This is a genomic window from Streptomyces sp. NPDC013157, from assembly GCF_042899865.1.
Classification (GTDB): domain Bacteria; phylum Actinomycetota; class Actinomycetes; order Streptomycetales; family Streptomycetaceae; genus Streptomyces.
The window spans coordinates 397,722-420,450 of sequence record NZ_JBIBAK010000001.1; the positions used below are offsets into that span (position 1 = coordinate 397,722).

General features: G+C 71.6%; 22 protein-coding genes and 1 pseudogene. 8 read left to right on the forward strand and 15 right to left on the reverse strand.

The genetic code is table 11. From position 1 onward, the window contains the following. Positions 1 to 29 precede the first annotated feature (29 nt). The 3 genes from ACFY6U_RS01820 to ACFY6U_RS01830 all read right to left on the reverse strand — a co-directional run bounded on the left by ACFY6U_RS01820 (position 30) and on the right by ACFY6U_RS01830 (position 2,725). Complete coding sequence (locus tag ACFY6U_RS01820; RefSeq protein ID WP_390034567.1) at positions 30 to 611, reverse strand: sugar kinase; 582 nt, start codon at positions 609 to 611, stop codon at positions 30 to 32. Further along, positions 608 to 1,753 (reverse strand): ROK family glucokinase, encoded by a 1,146-nt coding sequence (locus tag ACFY6U_RS01825; protein ID WP_351499697.1) that lies wholly within the window; start codon positions 1,751 to 1,753, stop codon positions 608 to 610. Before ACFY6U_RS01825 ends, ACFY6U_RS01820 begins: the two co-directional genes overlap by 4 nt. A gap of 234 nt (positions 1,754 to 1,987) precedes the next feature. After that, positions 1,988 to 2,725 carry a GntR family transcriptional regulator gene (locus ACFY6U_RS01830; protein ID WP_390035180.1) on the reverse strand — a complete coding sequence of 246 codons (738 nt, stop codon included), beginning with the start codon at positions 2,723 to 2,725 and terminating at the stop codon, positions 1,988 to 1,990. A gap of 130 nt (positions 2,726 to 2,855) precedes the next feature. Here ACFY6U_RS01830 and ACFY6U_RS01835 point away from each other — a divergent pair, with 130 nt between their 5' ends. After that, positions 2,856 to 3,866: a Gfo/Idh/MocA family oxidoreductase gene (locus ACFY6U_RS01835; RefSeq protein WP_390034568.1), complete on the forward strand. Its 1,011-nt coding sequence runs from the start codon at positions 2,856 to 2,858 to the stop codon at positions 3,864 to 3,866. A 41-nt stretch (positions 3,867 to 3,907) separates the two neighbouring features. On the opposite strand, the gene ACFY6U_RS01840 is transcribed toward ACFY6U_RS01835, so the two are convergent. From ACFY6U_RS01840 to ACFY6U_RS01850, 3 genes are all read right to left on the reverse strand, one after another. Then, entirely contained in the window at positions 3,908 to 5,089 is a 1,182-nt protein-coding gene (locus ACFY6U_RS01840) for a cytochrome P450 (protein ID WP_390034569.1), read from the reverse strand. An 85-nt stretch (positions 5,090 to 5,174) separates the two neighbouring features. Beyond that, positions 5,175 to 5,837, reverse strand: coding sequence for a response regulator (locus ACFY6U_RS01845; RefSeq protein ID WP_390034570.1), 663 nt, complete (start codon positions 5,835 to 5,837; stop codon positions 5,175 to 5,177). Positions 5,838 to 5,888: 51 nt separating this feature from the next. Further along, positions 5,889 to 7,157, reverse strand: a complete 1,269-nt coding sequence (locus ACFY6U_RS01850) for a histidine kinase (protein ID WP_390034571.1) — start codon at positions 7,155 to 7,157, stop codon at positions 5,889 to 5,891. Positions 7,158 to 7,327: 170 nt separating this feature from the next. Between ACFY6U_RS01850 and ACFY6U_RS01855 the strand changes: the two are divergent. Continuing rightward, positions 7,328 to 7,527, forward strand: a pseudogene (locus ACFY6U_RS01855) (hypothetical protein). Positions 7,528 to 7,750: 223 nt separating this feature from the next. After that, positions 7,751 to 8,146, forward strand: coding sequence for a ribonuclease domain-containing protein (locus ACFY6U_RS01860; protein WP_390034572.1), 396 nt, complete (start codon positions 7,751 to 7,753; stop codon positions 8,144 to 8,146). Positions 8,147 to 8,627: 481 nt separating this feature from the next. Here ACFY6U_RS01860 and ACFY6U_RS01865 read toward each other — a convergent pair whose 3' ends face one another. Next, the gene (locus tag ACFY6U_RS01865; protein WP_390034573.1) at positions 8,628 to 8,954 is read right to left on the reverse strand and encodes a hypothetical protein; all 327 of its coding nucleotides are present in this window, start codon (positions 8,952 to 8,954) and stop codon (positions 8,628 to 8,630) included. 288 nt (positions 8,955 to 9,242) lie between these two features. Between ACFY6U_RS01865 and ligA the strand changes: the two genes are divergently transcribed. After that, on the forward strand, positions 9,243 to 11,333 hold the full coding sequence (ligA, locus tag ACFY6U_RS01870) for an NAD-dependent DNA ligase LigA (protein WP_390034574.1): 2,091 nt from the start codon (positions 9,243 to 9,245) through the stop codon (positions 11,331 to 11,333). Positions 11,334 to 11,579: 246 nt separating this feature from the next. On the opposite strand, the gene ACFY6U_RS01875 is transcribed toward ligA, so the two are convergent. From ACFY6U_RS01875 to allB, 4 genes are all read right to left on the reverse strand, one after another. After that, positions 11,580 to 12,206, reverse strand: a complete 627-nt coding sequence (locus ACFY6U_RS01875) for a dihydrofolate reductase family protein (protein WP_390034575.1) — start codon at positions 12,204 to 12,206, stop codon at positions 11,580 to 11,582. A 94-nt stretch (positions 12,207 to 12,300) separates the two neighbouring features. Then, entirely contained in the window at positions 12,301 to 13,113 is an 813-nt protein-coding gene (locus ACFY6U_RS01880) for an AIM24 family protein (protein WP_390034576.1), read from the reverse strand. 219 nt (positions 13,114 to 13,332) lie between these two features. After that, on the reverse strand, positions 13,333 to 14,445 hold the full coding sequence (gene alc / locus ACFY6U_RS01885; protein WP_390034577.1) for an allantoicase: 1,113 nt from the start codon (positions 14,443 to 14,445) through the stop codon (positions 13,333 to 13,335). Positions 14,446 to 14,494: 49 nt separating this feature from the next. Then, positions 14,495 to 15,835, reverse strand: a complete 1,341-nt coding sequence (allB, locus tag ACFY6U_RS01890) for an allantoinase AllB (protein WP_390034578.1) — start codon at positions 15,833 to 15,835, stop codon at positions 14,495 to 14,497. A gap of 273 nt (positions 15,836 to 16,108) precedes the next feature. Between allB and ACFY6U_RS01895 the strand changes: the two genes are divergently transcribed. Further along, complete coding sequence (locus tag ACFY6U_RS01895) at positions 16,109 to 16,894, forward strand: IclR family transcriptional regulator (RefSeq protein WP_390034579.1); 786 nt, start codon at positions 16,109 to 16,111, stop codon at positions 16,892 to 16,894. 93 nt (positions 16,895 to 16,987) lie between these two features. Here the strand turns inward: ACFY6U_RS01895 and ACFY6U_RS01900 are convergent, their stop codons facing one another. Next, positions 16,988 to 17,299: a DUF5955 family protein gene (locus ACFY6U_RS01900; protein WP_390034580.1), complete on the reverse strand. Its 312-nt coding sequence runs from the start codon at positions 17,297 to 17,299 to the stop codon at positions 16,988 to 16,990. 155 nt (positions 17,300 to 17,454) lie between these two features. Here ACFY6U_RS01900 and ACFY6U_RS01905 point away from each other — a divergent pair, with 155 nt between their 5' ends. Both ACFY6U_RS01905 and aceB read left to right on the forward strand, forming a co-directional pair. After that, the gene (locus tag ACFY6U_RS01905; RefSeq protein ID WP_390034581.1) at positions 17,455 to 18,054 is read left to right on the forward strand and encodes an NTP transferase domain-containing protein; all 600 of its coding nucleotides are present in this window, start codon (positions 17,455 to 17,457) and stop codon (positions 18,052 to 18,054) included. Positions 18,055 to 18,238: 184 nt separating this feature from the next. Further along, positions 18,239 to 19,861 (forward strand): malate synthase A, encoded by a 1,623-nt coding sequence (gene aceB, locus ACFY6U_RS01910; RefSeq protein ID WP_390034582.1) that lies wholly within the window; start codon positions 18,239 to 18,241, stop codon positions 19,859 to 19,861. 1 nt (position 19,862) lies between these two features. On the opposite strand, the gene ACFY6U_RS01915 is transcribed toward aceB, so the two are convergent. Together ACFY6U_RS01915 and ACFY6U_RS01920 are read right to left on the reverse strand one after the other, a co-directional pair. Then, on the reverse strand, positions 19,863 to 20,150 hold the full coding sequence (locus ACFY6U_RS01915) for a SelT/SelW/SelH family protein (protein WP_390034583.1): 288 nt from the start codon (positions 20,148 to 20,150) through the stop codon (positions 19,863 to 19,865). Beyond that, positions 20,147 to 21,052, reverse strand: coding sequence for a HipA family kinase (locus ACFY6U_RS01920; RefSeq protein WP_390034584.1), 906 nt, complete (start codon positions 21,050 to 21,052; stop codon positions 20,147 to 20,149). Before ACFY6U_RS01920 ends, ACFY6U_RS01915 begins: the two co-directional genes overlap by 4 nt. A gap of 176 nt (positions 21,053 to 21,228) precedes the next feature. Here ACFY6U_RS01920 and ACFY6U_RS01925 point away from each other — a divergent pair, with 176 nt between their 5' ends. Continuing rightward, positions 21,229 to 21,801, forward strand: coding sequence for a hypothetical protein (locus ACFY6U_RS01925; RefSeq protein WP_390034585.1), 573 nt, complete (start codon positions 21,229 to 21,231; stop codon positions 21,799 to 21,801). A 23-nt stretch (positions 21,802 to 21,824) separates the two neighbouring features. Here ACFY6U_RS01925 and ACFY6U_RS01930 read toward each other — a convergent pair whose 3' ends face one another. Then, entirely contained in the window at positions 21,825 to 22,589 is a 765-nt protein-coding gene (locus ACFY6U_RS01930; protein ID WP_390034586.1) for an SDR family oxidoreductase, read from the reverse strand. Between the last annotated feature and the right edge of the window lie 140 nt (positions 22,590 to 22,729).

The following is a 22,729-nucleotide window of genomic DNA, read 5'->3' on the forward strand; positions in this document are numbered from 1 at the left end:
CGGTCCCGGCGACCGGCCCCGGCGGCGGCCTACGGGACGGTGCGCGAGACGACGTAGATCATCGGGAAGTTGGGGTCGGCCGTGTTCACGACCACGTCCTGGGTGGGCGCCGGGTTCTTCTGCTTGTGCGTCAGGCCCGACCAGGTCCCGGGGCCGGTGAACTTCCAGCCGCTGATCTTCTGGTCGCGGGAGCTGATGCTGATGTCGTTCTTCCTGAGCGCGTCCCGGTTGACGCCCATGCCCTCCAGGAAGCTGTCCAGTCCGGCGCTGTTGGTGCGGAACTGGACGTAGAGACGGCTGGTCTTCCAGTTGTTCGTCTCGTAGTACGCGATCCGGTCGGCCGGGTGCGGGACCGGCACCTGGTAGAGGCGCCGCTGCACCTTCGAGGGCCAGCCCTCGGAGAGGCCGATCGCCGAGTACTTGGACTCCTTGTCCTTGCCGCTGTTGCGGCTCTGGGCGGCGGAGATCACCAGATAGCCGGCCGGGACCCCGATGAGCAGCACGATGATCAGCAGCGTCAGCGCCCGGCGCTTGGCCTTGTGCCCCGGGGTCTCGGGCGGCCGCTGCGGTCCCTCCGGGGACGCGGCCTGACGGGGCAGCGCAGCGGTCATGCGGTGTCCCGGGTACGGCGGGCCTCCGCGAACCGCTCGTAGCGCTCGTACCGCTCGACCCGGCGCCGCTTGGCGCGCCGGAACCGGCGGGCGACCAGGCGGGCGAGGTCGGCGGCGCCGACCATGCCGGCCTCGGGGCCCAGCTGGGCGCGGGCGATCCGGGCCTCGGGGCGGTAGCCGCGCCCGGTCAGCTGGCGCTTGAACGCGTCCCGCGCGGGGCCGATCAGCAGGTCGTCGGCGGCGCTGACGCCACCGCCGATCACGAAGCAGGAGGGGTCGAGGGCGGCGGCGAGGTTGGCGATGCCGACGCCGAGCCACTGGCCGATGTCCTGGAGCAGCTCGACGCACATCGCGTCGCCCTCGCGGGCCAGCTCGGTGATCATCGGGCCGGTGATCTCGTTGATGTTGCCCTTGACGTGCTCGATGATCCCGTAGGCCACCGGGGAGTCGGCGGCGGCCAGTTCCTTGGCCTCGCGGACCAGCGCGTTGCCGGAGCTGTACTGCTCCCAGCAGCCGCGGTTGCCGCACGGGCAGCGGTGGCCGCCGGGCACCACCTGCATGTGGCCGAACTCGCCGGCGACGCCGTACTTGCCGCGCTTGACCTGGCCGTCCTCCAGGATCGCGCCGCCGATGCCGGTGCCGAGCGTGATCATGACCAGGTGGTCCTCGCCGCGGCCGGCGCCGAAGCGCCACTCCGCCCAGGCCGCCGTGTTGGCGTCGTTGTCGACGAGGACGGGGACCGAGAGCCGGCCGGAGAGGCGGTCGCGCAGCGGTTCGTTCCGCCAGGACAGGTGGGGGGCGAACAGCACGCGGTTGCGGTCGGCGTCGACCCAGCCGGCGGCGCCGATGCCCACGGCGTGCACGTCGTGCCGGTCGGACAGGTCCAGGACCAGCTCGACGATCGTGTCCTCGACGACCTTCGGGCTCTTGGACTTGTCCGGGGTCTCCGTGCGGAGCTTCTCCAGGATGTTGCCGTCGGCGTCCACGACGCCCGCCATGACCTTGGTGCCGCCGATGTCGATGCCGACCGTCGGCACGCGGGGGGCCGTCAGGTGGGACCGGCGCTCCCTGGTGCCGACGGTGCGCAGGACCGGGGCTCGGCGGGAGCCGATGGGGGCGGTGAGGTCGCGATAGGTGCTCATCGGGCTCGATTCTGCCGTACGCGTGCGTGCAGTGCCGTTCGGGGGAGATAAGGAAGGGAACGGCGCCGTTGCCGAGTGCGGGTGCGTGGGGGCCGGCTGCGCAGTTCCCCGCGCCCCTTTCGGGGCGCTGCAGCTCGTGGCGTGGGGAGTCCGGGTCGCTTCGGCCGCCGTCTGCCGGGGCGGCCCACACATCGGTCACATTGTCCGGACATTACGACCTGTACGGGTGTGCCTTCAGGACCGCACGAGCAGCTGGAACTCGAAGGAGTAGCGGGTCGGGCGGTAGATGTGGTCGCCGAACTCGACGGCGCGGCCCGTGTCGTCGTACGTGGTGCGCTGCATGGTGAGCAGCGGAGCGCCCTCCGGCTCCGCGAGCCGGTCCGCCTCGGCGGCCGTGGCGCCGCGCGCGCCGATGGACTGGCGGGCGCTGTGCAGGGTGATCCCGGCGGTCCGCATGAGACGGTACAGGCCGGTCGCCTCCAGCTGGGCGGTGTCCAGATCGAGCAGGCCGGGGGGCAGGTAGTTGGTCAGGTACGCCATGGGCTCGCCGTGCGCCAGCCGCAGGCGTTCGATGCGGTGCACCTCGGTGTCCTCGGCCACCCCGAGCGCGGCCGCGACCTCGGCGGACGCCGGGACGACGGTGTTGACCAGCACATTCGTCGCCGGGCGCTGACCGGCCGACTCCAGGTCGTCGTAGAGGCTGCTGAGTTCCAGCGGGCGCTTGACCTGGCTGTGCACGACCTGGGTGCCGACACCCCGGCGGCGGACGAGCAGGCCCTTGTCCACGAGGGACTGGATGGCCTGGCGGACCGTCGGCCGGGACAGACCGAGCCGTGCGGCGAGCTCGATCTCGTTGCCCAGCAGGCTGCCGGGGGTGAGTGAGCCGTGCTCGATCGCCGCTTCCAGCTGCTGGGCGAGCTGAAAGTACAACGGGACCGGGGAAGTCCGGTCCACACTGAGGTCGAGCGTCACGGTCGGGTCCACATCTGGTTTGGGCACGGGGCCGAGCGTATCCCCGTGACGGGTTGACGGGAAGTTGTGTAGTTCGATTGTCCGGACATACGGATTGACAGCGCGCAGGGTGCACCAGCACCTTGTTCCCATGCGCATCGGGGTCATCGGGACGGGCCGCATCGGCACCATTCACGCGAACACGCTCAGCCGTAATCGCGAGGTCGGATCGCTGATCCTCACGGACGTGGATCCCCAGCGGGCCCAGGATCTGGCGCACCGGCTCGGGGAGACGGCGGCGCCCGGGACGGACGAGATCTTCAAGTGGGGCGTGGACGCCGTGGTGATCACCGCCGCCACCTCGGCCCACGCCGACCTGATCGGCCGCGCGGCCCGCTCCGGGCTGCCGGTCTTCTGCGAGAAGCCGATCGCCCTCGACCTGCCGGGCACGCTGCAGGCCCTGGCGGAGGTGGAGAAGGCCGGGACCGTGCTGCAGATGGGCTTCCAGCGGCGGTTCGACAAGGGGTACGCCGGTGCGCGGGAGGCGGTGCGCTCGGGCCGGCTCGGGCGGCTGCACACCGTACGGGCGCTGACCTCCGATCAGTCCCCGCCCCCGCCGGAGTGGCTGCCGCTGTCCGGCGGGCTGTTCCGGGACACGCTGATCCACGACTTCGACGTGCTGCGCTGGGTGACCGGCCGCGAGGTCGTCGACGTGTACGCGACCGGCTCGGACGCGGGGCCCGCGATGTTCCGCGAGGCCGGTGACGTCGACACCGGCGCTGCGGTGCTCACCCTGGACGACGGCACGCTGGCCACGGCGACGGCGACCCGGCTGAACGGCGCCGGGTACGACGTGCGGATGGAACTGGCCGGCGAGCGGGACACCGTGGTGGTCGGCCTGGACGACCGTACGCCGGTGGCCTCGACCGAGCCGACCGGGCCGCCGCCCGCGGACAAGCCGTGGCCCGGTTTCCTGGAGCGGTTCGGGCCCGCCTACGAGGCCGAGCTGTGCGCCTTCGTCGACGTGGTGCGGGGTCAGCTGGCCAACCCCTGCGACGGGCGTGAGGCGCTGCAGGCGCTGCGGATCGCGGAGGCCTGTGAGACCTCCCGGCGCGACCGCAGACCGGTGGCGCTCGCGGAGATCCCGGACCGGCTTGCCTGACCGGGCAGGCCTGCCCGGCCTGCCTCGGCCTCGGGGTGCGGCTACCAGCGCACCGGGAGGCTGCGCACTCCTCGCATCAGAGTGCCCGGCAGCCACTCGCCGTGCGGGCCGTCCAGGGCGAGGTCCGGGGCGCGCTCCAGGAGGGTGCGCAGGGCGGTCCGGCCCTCCAGCCGGGCCAGGGGTGCGCCCAGGCAGTAGTGGATGCCGTGACCGAAGGCGAGGTGGCCGCGGTGGTCGCGGCGGATGTCGAACCGGTCGGGCTCGGGGTAGCGGTCAGCGTCGCGGTCGGCACCGGCGAGGCTGATCATCACGGGGTCGCCCCGGCCGATGGCGGTGCCGGCGATCTGCAGGGGCTCGGCGGCGTACCGGTACGTGGCGTTCTCCACCGGGCCCTCCCAGCGCAGGGTCTCCTCGACCGCGCCGTCCAGGAGGCTCATGTCGGCGCGCAGGGCGGCGAGCTGGTCGGGGTGGGTGAGCAGGGCGAGAACGCCGTTGCCTATGAGGTTGACGGTGGTCTCGTGGCCGGCGATCAGCAGGACGAAGGCCATGCCGCGCAGTTCCGCGGCGGAGAGCCGGTCGCCGTCCTCGGCGGTGGTGCGGATCAGGTCGCTGAGCAGGTCGCCGCTCGGGCCCGCGCACCGCTTGTCCTCGATGAGCTCCGCCAGGTAGTCGGCGAGCGCGACGAAGGCGTCGTACTCGCTGCCCGGATCGCTGGGCGCGACCACCTCGTTGGACAGTTTCCGGAACCGCTCGCGGTCCAGCTCCGGGACGCCGAGCAGTTCGCTGATCACCGTGATCGGCAGCGGGTAGGCGAGGGCGTCGACGAGGTCGGCGCGGCCGCGCGGGAGCATCTCGTCGAGCAGCCGGTCGGTGATCTCCTGGATCCTCGGCTCCAGTGCGGCCAGCCGGCGGGCGGTGAACGCGCGCGTGATCAGGCCGCGCAGCCTGGTGTGCTGGGGCGGGTCGGCGAGCAGCAGGTACTTGCCGATCAGCTCCTCGTCGAGGAACTTGAAGCCGACCTTCTCGGTGTCCTTGGCCAGCCTGGGGTCGGCGAGCGCCGCGCGCGCCTCCTCGTACCCCACGACCAGCCAGGTCTCGTGGTACTGGTCGGGAAGCGGCCACCGCACCCGGTGCACCGGGCCGCTCTCGCGCAGCCGCGCGTACACCGTGTGCGGATCCGTGCGCAGACCGTCGCCGTACTCGCGGAGGTCGGTCACCTGCATGCTCTGCTCCCCCTTCAGGAGGTCCCCGAGGCCGTCCCGTATCCGGAGAACGCACGGGCCGCCCCACAGGTGCCCCACCGTCGCCCTATTCCTCCAGCAGTCCCGCGTCGTACGCCAGCAGGGCGATCTGGACGCGGTTGTTGAGGCCGAGCTTGGCCAGGATGCGGGAGACGTGGGTCTTGACGGTGGCGACGCTCATGAAGAGGCCGGTGGCGATCTCGGCATTGGCGAGGCCCCGGCCGACCGCGAGGGCGACCTCCCGCTCCCGGTCGTTGAGGGCGGCGAGCCGGTCACGCGCGCGTGCCTGCCGGGTGTCCGCCCGGGTACCGGCCGCGTGCCGCATCAGCTGCCGGGTGACGGCGGGCGACAGCACGGGGTCGCCGGCCGCGACCCGGCGCACCGCGGCGACGATCTCGGCGGGCGGGGTGTCCTTGAGGACGAACCCGGCGGCTCCCGCGCGCAGGGCGTGCAACACCTGTTCGTCGGCGTGGAAGGTGGTCAGGACGACGACCTGCGGGGCGTCGGCACGCCCGCGCAGCCGCTCGGTGGCGGTGAGTCCGTCCACTGACGGCATCCGGATGTCCATCAGGACGACGTCCGGGCGGGTTCGGTCCACGAGCGCCTCCACCTCGTCACCGTCGGCGCCCTCCCCGACGATCTCTATGTCCCCGGCGCCGCCCATCATGAGGGCGAGACCCGCCCGCACCAGCGGGTCGTCGTCGACGAGCAGCAGTCTGATCGCGGTCATGGCCCCTACGTAATCACGCGGATACGGCGCCATGTGGCCGTCTCCCGTTCGTCACGCCGCCGGGACGGCGGCCCAGGGCAGCCAGGCCCGCACCTCGAAGCCGCCGTCGCCGGTGGCCCGGTGCTCCAGTCGTCCCCCCGCCAGAGTGGCGCGTTCGGTCAGGCCGATCAGGCCCTGGCCGGAGCCGGGGACGTGCGGGGCCTCGTTCGCGGGGGCGGGGTTGTGCACGGTGATGTCCAGGCCGTCGCCGGGGGCGCCGGTGACGCGGACGGTGACCTCGGCGCCGGGGGCGTGCTTGCGGGCGTTGGTGAGACCCTCCTGGGCGATCCGGTAGGCGGTGCGGCCGACGGAGGCGGGGACGGCGGCCGGGTCGCCGACGTGGTTGTTCAGCACCACCTTCATGCCGGCTCCCCGTACCTCGGCGACCAGCGACTCCAGCGCGGCCAGGGTCGGCTGCGGGCGGCCGCCCGCCTCGTCGCCGTCGGCGGCGCGCAGCACGCCGATGATCTCGCGCAGGTCCTGGAGGGCCTCGTGGGCGCTCTCCCGGATGACCCCGGCGGCCCGGGCGATCTCCTCCCGGGGCGCGTCGGGCCGGAACTCCAGCGCCCCGGCGTGCACGCTGAGCAGGGTCAGCCGGTGGGCGAGGACGTCGTGCATCTCTCGGGCGATGGCCTCCCGGGCCAGCCGCTGGGCCCGCTCGGCGCGCAGCCCGGCCTCGGTCTCGGCCCGCCGGGCCCGGTCGCGCAGGCTGACCATCAGCTGCCGCTTGGAGCGCACGAACATGCCGAGGCTGACGACCAGGAGGGTGAACAGCACGACCAGGATGACGACGGCCAGGTAGGGCAAGTCGGGGTCGGGGCGCAGCCAGTAGAAGAACGGGACCAGCGCGAGGTCGGCTCCGGCGATCCAGGCGACGTACCGGAACGGGCGGTGCACGGCGAGCGTGAACAGCGCGACCATGGCGGCGCCGCCCGCGGTGTCGGAGACGAAGCCGACCGGGATCATGGCGAGGGCCAGGCCCGTCGGCCAGCGGCGGCGCAGCCAGACCGCGGCGCAGGCCAGACCGCCGACCAGCTGGTCGGCGACGGCGAGGCCGTGCGAGACGTTCGGGTCCTGGCGCATCGTGTTGGCGGCCGCCACACCCAGGAGGACGGCCAGCAGGAAACAGCTGAAGTCGACGAGCCAGTCGCGCGCGGTGCGCCGGGGCCGCCGGCCGGCCGGGCCGGCGTCCGGGTCGAGTTCATGGATCACGGCGGAGGGGAACAGCCAGCGCCGCCCCTCGAACGTCCGTATGGAGATGTCACCGCTCACGGTCGACAAATCTACGCAGGACCGGCCCGTGACACCTACTCGTGCACGGGATCGTCGACCAAAGTTGTGCCCGTGTGGACTTTCGGTGTGCCACGCGCGCGTGCGGCGGGTCTTCCGGCGGGCACGGCCCGCCCCACGGCCGATGGTGTGGGGCTGGGCCGCGGGACGAGGGTCGTACCGTGAAACGGTTGCTGGAACTGCTCGGGTTCGTCGCCCTCGTGCAGGGTGCGCTGGGGCTGCTGCAGGAGTTCACCCACTGGCCGGTGGGCCTTCTGCAACGGCTCGGCTTCCTCGACGGCTACGGCGTCTACGCGAGCGTCGCGCTGATCGTGCTGGCGTGCGCACGTTCGCCGCCGCGGGGAGCCGGAGGTCCGGCTGAGGGGCGGCCGGGATTCGGCCGGCCGGGCCCAGTGCACCAGTCTCGCCGGTTCACCTCGGCAGCGAACGGTCCGTCCGGCGTGGAGGCCCGGCGGCTGCCGGGATGCGGGCTTCAGGGGGCCGGCCGGCGGCAGGTTAACTACGTGAAAACTCAGAGGACTTGGCGGCAAATTCTTCAGACTTGTCATTGACATGCCACACTCTACGCGCGTCATCATGGAGCCATGAGATTCCCCCCACGAATCACCCGCATCGGCGCCGCGGGCGCCCTGCTGTCCGCCCTCCTCGTGGGCGGCACCGTCTCCGCCGTCACGGCGGACGCCGCTGCCAGCTCGGTCGGCAGTATCTGCTACAGCAACCTGCCGTCGCAGGCGTACGACACGCTCGACCTGATCGCGTCGGACGGTCCGTTCCCGTACTCGCAGGACGGGACCGTCTTCCGCAACCAGGAGGGCGTGCTGCCGAGCGAGCCCACCGGCTACTACCACGAGTACACCGTGATAACGCCGGGCTCCTCCACCCGCGGTGCACGTCGCATCGTCACGGGCGAGGACTACCAGGAGGACTACTACACCTCCGACCACTACGTCACGTTCAACCTCATCGACTTCGACTGCTGACTCCGCCGGAGGAAGCAGTGCAAGGACCAGCGCGAACCCGGTAGATCCTCTTACTCGCTCAGCTGCCCCCGTACAGGCCGCATACCGGCGGCCGGCCGGACCGGCCGTGTCGTATCCCTGTCGGTGCCGTCTACGCTCCGCGTACGGCAACGATGCGAGCAGCGACAGCTGCGTCTGCACGGCTCGGAGTCCTCGCCCCGCGTTCCCCCCACCACGCCAACATGGGACGCGGGGCGAGGCATGTCCGGCCCAACCGGGGAGGCGCCGCGCTTCGGCCCCGCCCGGTAGATCCCCGGCCACCGGCCGGAACCGGCATGTCGACAGCCACTGGCCGTCGGCGCCGGCCGCGCCCCGAGGATTCCCCGAGGCGTACAGCCCGATCGCCGCCGACGACAACGTGGACGCCTCGCCTACCGTGCGGACCCCGGGCGTCTGAGTCCTGACAGTCGGCAGGGGCGCCTGTGGCCCACGCGAACCCCTCTCACATCCCGTGTGTCTGCTGCCCCTCGAGTTGCCGCCTGGCGGCAAGCGCCTTCGCCAGCACCGTGGTGCGGTAGGGATTCGCGGCGTCCAGCGCCGACGCCACCGCAACCGCCTCGTCCAACAGCGCCAGCCGCTGCTCGGGCAGCTCCCGCACCAGCGACGACGCGCTGGCCTCCACCAGAACGTACGCCAGTTTCGACCCGTACACCTCCGGCTCGACCTGCGTCAGCAGGCGGTAGATCCGCAACCCCTCGGTGCCGCGCACCACCCGCCGGTTGGCACTGAGCAACTGGACCCTCGCCCGCATGACCATGTCCTGATCCATCGGTCCCCCTCCGTTTCCTCACCCCCACCTGCACCCGTCCCGCGACGAGACAGCACGACGAACGCGTCGGCACCCGGGAACGGATGCCGACACGGACGTCGGAGAGTGGATGACGACGAGTCTGCGGGCAGGTCACCACCCGGGACAAGCCTGAACGGAGGTGCGCTCCGTCCTACCGAAAACCACGTCCGAGCAGGCATGATGGACCTGACACTCGCTCAGCCCCTTGATCGGTTCGGCACGTCCGGGAAGGCACCGTTGTCAGTGGTGGGCGGCAGGATGCCGGTCATGACGACACCTGCAGCAGAGATCACGGATGCGGCCGCCTACGCACAGGCCGTCCAGGACGCCGTCGGGGCGGCTGCCGCGTACTACGCGGGCGGCACGTCACCGCTGGACGACGACGCCTACGACCGCCTGGTGCGCGGGATCGCCGCGTACGAGGCCGGACACCCCGAGCAGGTGCTGCCCGACTCCCCCACCGGGAAGGTGGCCGGCGGCGCGATCGAGGGCGATGTCCCGCACACGGTGGCGATGCTGAGCCTGGACAACGTGTTCTCCGCGGAGGAGTTCACCGCCTGGACCGAGTCCCTGGCCCGCCGTATCGGGCACGAGGTCACCCGCTTCCACGTCGGGCCGAAGCTGGACGGCCTCGCGGTCGCCGCCCGCTACACCGAGGGCCGCCTCACCCGGCTGATCACCCGCGGCGACGGAACGGCCGGGGAGGACGTCTCGCACGCGATCGGCACCATCGCAGGCCTGCCCGGGCAGCTGGCCGAGCCGGTCACCGTGGAAGTGCGCGGCGAAGTCCTCATGACCACCGCCCAGTTCGAGTACGCCAACACCGTGCGCACCGAGCACGGCGGGCTGCCGTTCGCCAACCCGCGCAACGCCGCCGCGGGCACGCTGCGGGCCCGCGAGCGGCTCTACACGGTGCCGATGACGTTCTTCGCCTACGGGCTCCTCCCGCTTCCCGGCGCCGACCCGGCACTGGCCGAGCGGCTGACCGCGTCCGCGCACAGCGACCTGATGCACCTGGCCGCCGAGTTCGGGCTGCACACCAGCGCCCGCACCCCGGTCCCCGACGCCGTCGCCGAGTCCGTGGAGCAGGTCCTCACCCGGGTGCAGGAGATCGCCGCGGCCCGTGCCGGGCTGCCGTTCGGGATCGACGGCATCGTCATCAAGGCCGACCTCGCCGACGACCGGCGGGCCGCCGGATCCGGGTCCCGCGCCCCCAGATGGGCAATCGCCTACAAGCTGCCGGCCGTGGAGAAGATCACCCGGCTGCTGGCGGTGGAGTGGAACGTCGGCCGCACCGGGATCATCGCCCCGCGCGGCGTCCTCGAACCGGTCGCCATCGACGGCTCCACCATCACCTACGCCACCCTGCACAACCCGGCCGACATCACCCGCCGCGGCCTGCGCCTGGGCGACCGGGTCATGGTCCACCGCGCCGGCGACGTCATCCCCCGCATCCAGGCCCCGGCCGCCCACCTGCGCACCGGCGACGAACTGCCCATCGCCTTCCCCGAGACCTGCCCGCGCTGCGGATCGGACATAGACAGGACCGAGGAACGCTGGCGGTGCACCCAGGGCCGCAACTGCCACCTGGTCGCCTCCCTCTCCTACGCCGCCGGCCGCGACCAGCTCGACATCGAAGGCCTCGGCACCACCCGCGTCGTCCAGCTCGTCGAGACCGGTCTCGTCAGCGACCTCGCCGACCTGTTCACCCTCACCCGTGAGCAGCTGCTCGGCCTGGACCGGATGGGCGAAACCAGCACCGACAACCTCCTCACGGCGATCGCCACGGCCAAACAGCAACCGTTGTCGCGGGTGTTGTGCGCACTCGGCGTGCGCGGCACCGGCCGGTCCATGTCCCGCCGCATCGCCCGCCACTTCGCCACCATGGACACCATCCGTGCCGCCGACGCCGAGGCGATGCAGCAGGTCGACGGCATCGGCGCGGAGAAGGCCCCCTCGATCGTCGCGGAACTGGCCGAACTCGCCCCGCTCATCGGCAAACTCGCCGCCGCGGGCGTCAACATGACCGAGCCCGGCGCCACCCCGTCCGGCCTCGGCGACGAGGTGAGCACCGACGGTGAGGCGCCCGTCGCCGCAGCGGAGACCGGCCCGCTGGCAGGGATGACCGTGGTCGTCACCGGCGCGATGACCGGGGTTCTGGAGAAGCTCTCCCGCAACGAGATGAACGAGCTCATCGAACGCGCCGGCGGCCGCTCCTCCTCCGGTGTCTCCAAGAGGACCACTCTCGTCGTCGCCGGAGAGAACGCGGGATCCAAGCAGGCCAAAGCCGAATCCCTCGGCATCCGTCTCTCCACCTCCGACGAGTTCGCCGCCATGGTCGCCGACTACCTCAGCTGAAGCCTCCGCCACCGCATGACGCCCGACGCCGTGGGGGCGGCACCACGGTGGTCGGGCTCCGCGTCCCCACGGTCGGCGAAACGCCCTCTCAGCCGAGCCGTTCCTCGAGGAGCTTGCACATCCTGCGCACAGTGGCGTCGCGGAAAGGCCGCCGCAGGAGCGCGCCGGTTCTACGACGAGATGGCTCCGCTCCCGACCCACTCGACCCGGGCGCGGGCCGCGGGGCCGACCCGGGCGACGAGGTGGTCAGGCGTTCTGCTCGGCGATGTACGAGCCGTAGTCGGGGCGGCCCGCGAGGTCGTACGACTGGATCGAGACGCCCGCCGTGGTGATCCGCCCGCCGGTGTGCCGGAACTTCGTCGGCGGCGCGCCTTCCTGGAAGAACCGGCGGCCGGAGCCGAGCACGACGGGGAAGGTCACGAGGTGGAGGGTGTCGACGAGGCCGAGGTCCAGCAGGGAGCGGACCAGGGCGCCGCTGCCGTGCACCTGGAGCTCGCCGTCGGTGCGCTCCTTGAGGGCCGTGACCTCCTTGGCGAGGTCGCCGGCGAGGACCGTGGTGCCGGACCATGCGGGGTCGGTCAGGGTCGCGGACGGGACGTACTTCGGGAGTGCGTTGAGCCTGGCCGCGATCGGGTTGCCGGGGTCGGTGATCTTCGGCCAGTAGGACGCGAAGATGTCGTAGGTGTGGCGGCCGAGCAGGAAGGCGCCGGCCCGGTCGAAGACCTCGGCGACGAACCGACCGAAGTCCTCGTCACCGTACGTGAAGCTCCAGCCGCCGTGGGTGAAGCCCCCGCTGGGGTCCTCCTCGGGGCCGCCGGGCGCCTGGTAGACGCCGTCGAGTGTGACGAACATGGTGGAGACGAGCTTGCCCATGGCGGTGCCTGCTTCCTGGGGCGCGGTCCGTTGTCGCCGGTTCAGACCCCCGTGGCACCCGTAACTCATCGGCCGGCCGGTCCCCGGCGCGCCCTCACCCCGTGTGCGTCGAGAACAGTCCGCCGGTCGGGCCCTGCTTGTCGCCGCCCTGGGCCTTCTTCAGGGCGTTGGCGAGGCTCTCGATGGTGAGGGACTGCAGGATCACCCGGCCGTTGCCCTCCAGGGTGGCCAGGGAGAGACCCTCGCCGCCGAAGACGGCGTTCATCAGGCCCTGGCGGTTGAGGCCGCCGACGCGCTGGACGCCGTACTGGATGCCCTCCTCGAAGGCGACGACGCAGCCCGTGTCGACCTCGATACGGCCGCCGAAGTCGGCGGGGTTCAGGTCGATGAAGTTGCCCGCGCCGGCGATGATCACCGTGCCGTGGCCGGTGAACTTCTCCAGGATGAAGCCCTCGCCGCCACTCATGCCGGTGCGGCCGCCGGAGAAGGCGATGCCGAACTCGACGGTGGACTCGGCCGCGACGAAGGCGTCCTTCTCGGCGAACCACGCGCGCGTGCCGTTCAGCTCCAGCGCGCGCATCTCGCCGGGGAGCACGCCCGCGAAGCCGACGGTGCCCTCGCCGCCCTGGGAGGTGAAGTACTGGAACGCCAGCGACTCGCCCGCGAGCATGCGCTGGCCGACCTGCATGGCTGTGCCCATGGCCTGGCGGAGCATGCCGCCCATGCCGCCACCGCCGCCGCCCTGCTGCTGGCCCCCGCCGTTCGGGCCGCTGAGCCGGGTCTCCATGGTCACGTTCGTCGTCTTGAACAGGAACTTGCCGGCCTCGCAGTAGACGGTCTGGCCGGGGTGCAGGTTGACGACCGCCATCTGCATGGCGTTGCCGACGATTTCTTGCTGAAGGGTCACGGCAGAAGAACGTAGCCGACGGCTCAGCGGTTCCCTCCGCCCACCCACCACCCGACTCGGTCGTCCCGGACCCCACCGGTCTCCCGCGTGGGGCGGGGCTGCGCGGAGAGCCACCCGGCTCTCCTGGGGCACCCTTGAGCACCTCGGCAGTCCCACCCTGTCGTTGCTCTTCGACTTCGCTTTCCGAGAAGGCGAGTCGGGTGGGCGGGCAAGCAGGCGTCAGGACAGTTCGCGGTGCCTTGCCGTCAGGGCCGCTGCCCCCGCTTCCGTCGGCGTGCCGAACAACCGCAGGCGGGAGATCCCGCCGTCCGGGAAGATGTCCACGCGCGCGTGGGTGCCCACCGCCGGGGCGGCCAGGACGAAGCGGTGGTTCGTGTCGGGCTGGAGGCGGGTGCGCGGCAGGATCTCGCGCCAGTCGCCGTCCTCGCCGTCCCGTACGGACACCGACGCCCAGCCCGCGCTGTTGCCCTTCAGGTACGCCGTGTCGATCTCGATCGCCCTGATCCGGGACTGGGCGGCGAGCCGGTACCGGATCCAGTCGTTGCCCTGATCGCGGCGGCGGCGCGTCTCCCAGCCGTCGTCCATCTTGCGGGAGCGGCCCGGCTGGACGGTGTTGGTGGCCGGCGAGTAGAAGAGGTCGGAGGCGTCCTCGACCCGGCCGCCGTTCTCCAGGGCGGCCACGTCGAAGGTGCCGAGCACGGCGAGCCACCCGGGGTCGGGCACGACCTCGCCGTACACGCGCAGGCGTGCGATGCCGCCGTCGGGGTGCTGGTTGACGCGGAGGTGGGTGAAGCGCTGCTCCAGGGAGACCGCGAAGCCGTTCGCCGCGTGGCCGCCGACCGGCGTACGCGGGACGAGGGTCGTCCACTTCACGTCGTCGCCGAGCAGTTCCGCCGGGGACGGCGAGCCCGCGACCGACGTGCCTTCGACGGACACCGCCTGGGGGTAGTTGCCACGGAAGTGGGCCGTGTCGACGACGATGCCGCGCACCACCCCGGCGGCGCCGAGCCGGACCAGCGCCCAGTCGTGGTCCTCGGCGGTGGGCCAGGGGTGGTCGGCCGAGACCCCGCGGCGGCGGCGCGTCTCCCAGCCGTCCATGATCTTGCCCTTGTGCCCGAAGTGCTCGGGGTCGAACTCGGCCCGCCCCGGCACCAGCAGGTTCTCCCGCTGGGCGAAGAACTCGTCGTTGGCGGCGATGACCCCGGCACCGAGCTGCCGGTCGGCGAGGTTGACGTACCGGGTGAAGGGGAAGTCGCCGGTGCGGTAGTCCGCGTAGGGGTCGCCGCCGGAGTAGGGGTGCGCGTCGCCGGTGAAGGTCGGGATCGCCGTCAAAGGTGTTCCTTTCGGTGTCGGCCGCTGCGGGTGCGGAAGGAAGTGGTCGTCAGGGGGTGCGGGTGAGGAGGCGGCCCTGCGGGGGCGTGAACTCGCCGTCCGAGACGATGCGTTCGCCGCGCAGCCAGGTGGACTTCACGACGCCGTACAGGGTCTTGCCCGCGTACGCGGTGACCCGGTTGCGGTGTTGCAGGGCCGCCGGGTCCACGGTGAAGGTCTCGTCGGGCGCGAGGACGGCGAAGTCGGCGTCCCGGCCCGCGGCGATGGCGCCCTTGCGGTCGTCGAGGCCGACGAGCGCGGCCGTACGGGCCGACATCCAGCGGACCACGTCCTCGAGACCGTGGCCGCGCCTGCGCGCTTCCGTCCACACGGCGGCGAGGCTGAGCTGGAGGCCGGAGATGCCGCCCCAGGCGGTCGCGAAGTCGCTCGTCTTGAGGTCGGCCGTGGCGGGCGAGTGGTCGGTGACCACGCAGTCGACGGTGCCGTCGGCCAGCGCCTGCCAGAGCAGGTCCTGGTTGGCCGCCTCCCGGATGGGCGGGCAGCACTTGAACTCGCTGGCGCCGTCCGGGACCTCCTCGGCGGTGAGGGTGAGGTAGTGCGGGCAGGTCTCGACGGTGAGGCGGACACCGTCCGCCCTGGCCGCCGCGATCACCGGCAGCGCGTCGGAGGAGGACAGGTGCAGGACGTGCACGCGCGCGTGCAGGCGTTTCGCCTGGGCGATCAGCTGGGCGATCGCCGTGTCCTCCGCGTCGCGCGGACGGGAGGCGAGGAAGTCGGCGTACCTCGGGCCGCCCTGCTGCGGGGCGGCCTCCAGGTGGTGCGGGTCCTCGGCGTGCACGATCAGCAGGCCGTCGAAGGAGGCGATCTCCGCCAGCGACCGGGCCAGCTGCTCCTGGTCGAGGTGCGGGAACTCGTCCACGCCGGACGGCGACAGGAACGCCTTGAAGCCGAAGACCCCGGCCTCGTGCAGCGGGCGCAGGTCCTTGACGTTGCCGGGCAGCGCGCCGCCCCAGAAGCCGACGTCGACGTGCGCCTTGTCGGCCGCGACCCGCTGCTTGACGCGGAGGTTCTCGACGGTCGTGGTCGGCGGGAGGGAGTTGAGCGGCATGTCGACCAGGGTGGTGATGCCGCCGGCCGCCGCCGCGCGCGTGGCGGTCCAGAAGCCCTCCCATTCGGTGCGGCCCGGGTCGTTCACATGCACATGGGTGTCGACCAGGCCGGGCAGCAGGACGTCGTCGCCGAAGTCCTCCAGGCGGGCGCCCTCCGGGACGGAGGCGTCATAGGGCAGTACGGCCGTGATCGTCCCGGCGGACACGGCGACCGAGGCGGCCCGCGTCCCCTCCGGGGTGATGACGCGCGTCGAGCGCAGCACCAGTTCAGCGTCGGACACCCGGACCCCTCTCTCTGCCGCCGTTTTACTTCCGGGAAACGGGATTTACACCCACGTAACGGAATTCAACGTTCTGTTGAAGGAGTCTTCACTCCCGCTCCCGCGCCGTCAAGGGCACACTGCATCTCGGGACCCGACAGGCGCTCACTCTGGACGTTTCCGCAAAGCGGAATTAAACTTCCGGCAAGCAGAACGTAGCTACGCACGACCGGGGAGTCAACCGACTGCCGGGTAGGCTTCTGCCCTTCCCGCCAGTCCCGAAAGGAACGCGCCGTGCCGACGTCAAGCGCCAGCACCACCGACTCCGCCAAGTCCGGCGGCGTCCAGTCCCTGGAGCGCGCCTTCGATCTGCTGGAGCGGATGGCGGACGCGGGCGGCGAGGTGGGCCTCAGCGAGCTCTCCGCGAGCAGCGGGCTGCCGCTGCCGACGATCCACCGGCTGATGCGGACGCTGGTCGCCTGTGGTTACGTACGGCAGCAGCCGAACCGGCGGTACGCGCTCGGGCCGCGGCTGATCCGGCTCGGCGAGTCGGCGTCCCGGCTGCTCGGCACCTGGGCGCGGCCGTACCTCGCCCGGCTGGTCGAGGAGACCGGGGAGACGGCGAACATGGCGCTGCTCGACGGGGACGAGATCGTGTACGTGGCGCAGGTGCCGTCGAAGCACTCGATGAGGATGTTCACCGAGGTGGGGCGGCGGGTGCTGCCGCACTCCACGGGCGTGGGGAAGGCGTTGCTGGCGAACGTGCCGGACGCCGAGGTGCGGGCGCTGCTGGGCCGGACCGGGATGCCGGCGGCGACCGAGAAGACGATCACCACACCGGAGGGGTTCCTGGCCGCCCTCGCGGAGGTGCGGGAGCTCGGGTACGCCGTGGACGACAACGAGCAGGAGGTGGGGGTGCGGTGCCTTGCGGTGTCCGTGCCGGACTCGCCGACCGCGGCCGCCATTTCGATCTCCGGGCCCGCGGGGCGGGTGACGGAGGCGGCGGTCGAGAAGATCGTGCCGGTGCTGCAGCAGGTGGCTGTGGAGTTGTCTCGGGCGTTGGTGAGTTCAGGGGCCTAGGAGGGATGGACGACAGGAGCGTCGGCGGGTGCGGGTGCGCGGGGCTGGTCGCACGGTTCCCCGCGCCCCCAGGTCGGCGATCCCTGCGGCGTTTCAACGTCTAGGCTCTCCGAACAGGTCCACCGCCTGGCGTACGTCCGACAGGCCCCGTGACAGGGCGCTCATCGAGCCGATCGCGCCCGCGATCAGTAACAGGGACCGGCGCAGGCGGGGGATCTCCGGGATGCCGCCCGTGGCCATCGCCGCCAGGGCCGCGAGCTCGTCCTCGGCTATCGCGCGGTCCGGGAACTCGGCCGGATGTGCGGCCAGTTCGCGGCGCAGCCGGGAGACCGCCGCGCGCAGTTCCGTCACTCTCGGATCCTCGTCGCTGCCGGTCACTGGCCTCTGTCCCAAGCTCCGCAACACAGCTCTCCCCCCTCGCCAGGCGCCCCTGAACGGTGGTCGGGCGCCCGGGGACGCGGGTCAGTAAACGCCCTCCCGTGCGGAAAGCGCTACAGCGCGGACCGAATTTCAGTCCTTCGGAACCGGCCGCCCGCTTCGGCGTCGGGTATGCAGGACGCATGACGGACACGCATGACCAGATCGCCGGGCTGCTGCTCGCCGCCGGCGGTGGCAGACGGCTCGGCGGACGCCCCAAGGCCCTGCTGACGCACCGGGGGCGGCCACTGGTGGAGCACGGGGTCGGGGTGCTGCGGGCGGGCGGCTGCGGGCCGGTGCACGTGGTCCTCGGGGCCCTGGCGGACGACGTGCGGGAGCGGGCCGGGCTGGACGGCTGCGTGGTCGTGGAGAACCCGGACTGGGCCGAGGGCATGGGGTCCTCGCTGCGGGTGGGGCTGGAGTCGCTCGCCGGGGCGGGGGTGCGGGCCGCGCTGGTGTCGCTGGTGGACCAGCCCGGGATCGGGGCCGCGGCCGTGGCGCGGGTGCTCGGCGGGTACCGGGACCAGAACTCGCTGGTGTCGGCCGCGTACGACGGGGTGCGCGGCCATCCCGTCCTGTTCGGCTCGGCCCACTGGGCGGGGATCGCCGCGAGCGCGACCGGGGACCGGGGCGCCCGCGCCTATCTCAAGGCTCACGAGGAGGCGATCACGCTCGTCGAGTGCGGGGACGCGGCCGAGCCGTACGACATCGACACGGAGGCGGACCTGGGCCACCTTGAGTGAACGGGGTGGCACTGAGCGCCACCTTGGCTCGACCCGGAGAATCTCGACATCAACAAACCATTGAACTTCCACAATGAGGAAACTAGTATCCACTGTTCAGAAGCGCCCGGCCCCTGATCGGGTGTGCTTCGCTCTACCCGGAACGACTGGCACCCGGTGCCACCGCTGAAGGAAGTGACAGCTCATGTCCGCACCAGCGCCGTCTCCGCTGGCCATCGTCGACGCCGAGCCCCTGCCCCGGCAGGAGGAGGTCCTCACCGACGCGGCGCTCGCCTTCGTGGCCGAGCTGCACCGGCGGTTCTCGCCGCGCCGAGCCGAACTCCTCGCCCGCCGCGCCGAGCGTCGCGCCGAGATCGCCCGCACCTCGACCCTGGACTTCCTCCCGGAGACCGCCGCCGTCCGCGCGGACGACTCCTGGCGGGTGGCCCCCTCCCCGGCGGCCCTGAACGACCGCCGGGTGGAGATCACCGGTCCCACCGACCGCAAGATGACCATCAACGCCCTCAACTCGGGCGCCCGGATCTGGCTCGCGGACTTCGAGGACGCCTCCGCCCCCACCTGGGAGAACGTCGTCCTGGGCCAGCTGAACCTGATCGACGCCTACACCCGGAACATCGACTTCACGGACCCGGCGAGCGGCAAGTCGTACGCCCTGCGCCCGGACGAGGAGCTCGCGACGGTCGTCATGCGGCCGCGCGGCTGGCACCTGAACGAGCGGCACGTCGAGGTCGACGGCGAGCAGGTGCCCGGCGCCTTCGTCGACTTCGGGCTCTACTTCTTCCACAACGCCCAGCGCCTGCTCGACCTGGGCAAGGGACCGTACTTCTACCTCCCGAAGACCGAGTCGCGCCTCGAAGCCCGACTCTGGAACGACGTGTTCGTCTTCGCGCAGGACTACGTCGGCATCCCGCAGGGCACCGTCCGCGCCACCGTGCTGATCGAGACGATCACGGCCGCGTACGAGATGGAGGAGATCCTCTACGAACTGCGCGACCACGCCTCGGGATTGAACGCCGGACGCTGGGACTACCTCTTCTCCATCGTCAAGAACTTCCGGGACGGCGGGCCCCGGTTCGTCCTCCCGGACCGCAACGCGGTCACCATGACGGCCCCGTTCATGCGGGCGTACACCGAACTCCTCGTCCGCACCTGCCACAAGCGCGGCGCGCACGCGATCGGCGGCATGGCGGCCTTCATCCCGTCCCGCCGCGACCCCGAGGTCAACAAGGTCGCCTTCGAGAAGGTGCGTGCCGACAAGGACCGCGAGGCGAACGACGGTTTCGACGGCTCCTGGGTCGCCCACCCCGACCTGGTCCCGATCGCCATGGAGTCCTTCGACCGGGTCCTCGGCGACAAGCCGAACCAGAAGGACCGGCTGCGCGAGGACGTCCACGTCGAGGCCGCCGACCTGATCGCGGTCGACTCGCTGAAGGCCAGGCCGACCTACGCCGGTCTGGTCAACGCCGTGCAGGTGGGCATCCGTTACATCGAGGCCTGGCTGCGCGGGCTCGGCGCGGTGGCCATCTTCAACCTCATGGAGGACGCGGCCACCGCGGAGATCTCGCGGTCGCAGATCTGGCAGTGGATCAACGCGGGCGTAGAGTTCGAGAACGGCGAGAAGGCCACGCCGGAGCTGGCACGCAAGATCGCCGCCGAGGAACTCGACGCCATCCGCGCGGAGACCGGCGACCAGGCCTTCGCGGCCGGCCACTGGCAGCAGGCCCACGACCTGCTCCTCACCGTCGCCCTCGACGAGAACTACGCGGACTTCCTCACGCTGCCCGCCTACCAGCAGCTGCGCGGCTGACCTAGTCCCGCGCAGCCTTGTCCGAGTGGCCCAGGGACCTCTCCGGGGCCACTCGGTCGCGTACGGCCTGCTTCACGGCCGTGGGCTCGGGGAAGCCCTGCTCGCGCCGGTCCCAGACCACTTCGTCACCGACCCGTACGACGAAGACGCCGCCCTTGCCCGGCTTCAGCGCCAGCTCCGTCAGCTCGGTCTCGAAGGTGGTCAGCAGCTCCTGCGCCAGCCAGGCCGCCCGCGGCAGCCAGCGGCACTGGGTGCAGTACTCGATCTCTACCCGCCGACTGTCGCTCATCCGAGGTGCACCGACCAATCCTGTCGGGCCGCGGGCTTGCCGTGCAGGTCCGGAACCCGCTTCAGCCAGTCCGGGCGTCCCTGCTGGTTCCTGGCCGCACGGGCGGCCTCCTCGGCCGCGAGCTGGTCGCGGCCCGGGAAATCGGTGGGGAGCCACTCGGCGGAGGCCCGCACCCGGGCCAGCAGATAGCCGACGTAGGCCTCGCGCATCTCGTCGGGCGTACCGAAGTCGGTGAGCCACGCATCCGGGACCTCGGCGAGGACGTGCCGGAGCAGCTTCTCGGTCACTTCGGGCGCGAGTTCGGCGTCGGCGGCCCGGGTGTCGGGGCCGTACCGGCCGAGGGCGTGATGACGGAAGTCGTACGCCTTCCCGGGGGCCGAGGTGTCCCAGCGGTGGTGGAAGACGAGCGCGGCGCCGTGGTCGATGAGCCACAGGCGCGGGGGTGCGATGCCGAGGGTCGGCCAGACCATGAGGTTGGAGCTGTGCACCGTACGGTCGACGTTGACGGTGAGTGCGTCCAGCCAGACGATCCGGCCCGCCTCCAGCGGGTCCACCGGGAAGACCTCGGCGATCCGCGGGGTGAAGTCCTCCGCACCGGGCAGGAAGTCCATCCCGAGGTTCACTCCGCCGCTGGCCGCGTGCAGGTCGCGCACCTCCTGGTGCGGCTCGCCCCCGGCGATCGCCGGGTCGAAGTGCACCAGGACCAGCTCGGGGAACCGCAGCCCGAGCGCCCGCGCCAGCTCCCCCACGATCACCTCGGCGACGAGCGCCTTGCGCCCCTGCGCGGAACCGGTGAACTTCACGACGTAGGTGCCGAGATCGTCGGCCTCGACGATGCCCGGCACAGAGCCGCCGGTCCGCAGAGGTTTGATATAGCGGGTTGCTACTACCTCTCTCAGCATCTTCCAAGGCCCAACAAGTTGCTTACCTTACATTCCACGAACGGCTCCCAGGCACTGCGACCCGGAACGAGCTCCTTGAGGTGAGCTTAGTATCCAAGCGTGACAGCCGGGCAGGAGTGATCACAGGTCCGCCTGCGCAGACAGTGGATGTGGCCGGTTCTCTGCTCCTCTCGCTCATGGGAATGATCGGAACCCTGATCGGCAGCGGTATGACGGGTTTCCTCGCCCTGCGGTCCGAGCGCGCCAAACAGCACGCCCTGGAACAACAGGAGGAGCGCCAGTCACGGCACCGGGAGAGGCTCCAGGAACTGGATCTCCGCCTGGAGCACCATCGCTGGCGTCGTGAGCACCGCAAGGCGATCTACGAGGAGTTCGTGGAGAAGTCGCAGACGGCCCGGATCGCGGCGCTCGACTACCACCGGGCCTGTCTGCCCGGTGCTCCGGAAGCCGAGCAGCGGGAGGAGATCCGGCTGCGCGGCAGAATGGCGTACCGGGAAGCTCTGAAGACGTCCTACGCGGTCGAGTTGCAGGGCCCCGACGAGGTGGCCGCACGGGTGGGCGACTGCATATCCAGCCTGCGGGACCTGCTGACCTGCGCCGAGGAGCAGGAGGCGAGGTCCGTGGCGGGACCGCTGAGCCAGGGCGACGCCGTGGAGATGGACCGGCGCTTCAACGAAGCCCAGGACCGGCTACGGCTTTTCACCCGCGCCGGACGGGACGCCCTGGACCGGCCCACGCCGCCCGTCTGAGCCGGTGCCGTGGAGTCCTCCCGTCACAGGGCCGACCCGCCGGACGCATCGATGCACTGCCCCGTCACCCAGCGGGAGTCCGCGGAGGCGAGGAAGGCCACGATGTCCGCGACGTCCGCGGGCTCCCCCATCCTGCCGAACGCGGAGAGCGCGGCGTGCCGGGCCTCTGCCTCGGGCGTCGCCCAGCGCTTCCGGTTCAGATCCGTCCTGACGAAGCCCGGTGCCACACAGTTCACCGTGATCTGCCTGCTCCCCAGTTCCTTGGCGAGCGTGTGGGTGAGAGCTTCCAGGGCCGCCTTGGCCATGGTGTAGGCGAGGGCGGACGGGAGGGCGACGCGGGTGGCCGCCGAACTGATGTTGATGATGCGGCCGCCCTCGCGCAGGAGCGGCAGTCCTTCCTGCACGAGAAACAGCGGTGCCCTGGCATGGACGGCCATGAGCCGGTCGAAGTCCTGTGGGGTCACCTCGCGGACCCCGCCCCCGATGTTGAAGCCGGCGTTGTTGACCAGGATGTCCAGCACGGTCGGCTGGCCCAGTCCGCGCAGACCGGCATCGAGTCGCTCGTACACCGTTCGGATGCCGTCGGGAGCGTCGAGCGGACCGCGCACGGGAAAGGCGCGCCCGCCGGCGTCGGTGATCAGCGCGACGCTCTCACGGGCCGAGGACTCGTCACGGCCGTAGTGCACGGCGACGAGCGCGCCGTCCGCCGCGAGACGGCGGGCGATGGCCCGGCCGATCCCCCGCCCGGCGCCGGTGACCAGAGCCGTCCTGCCGTTCAGCGTACCCATCGGGCCCCCATGCCATGATCGCGTCACGCATCCCGGGCGAGGATACAGAGACTTGCCGATGCCGTGATTGACATGCACGGATCGTGAACTCCCTCCGCTGCCGTGACGGTGGGACGATCGTCGGCCGGTGCCCGCGCAAC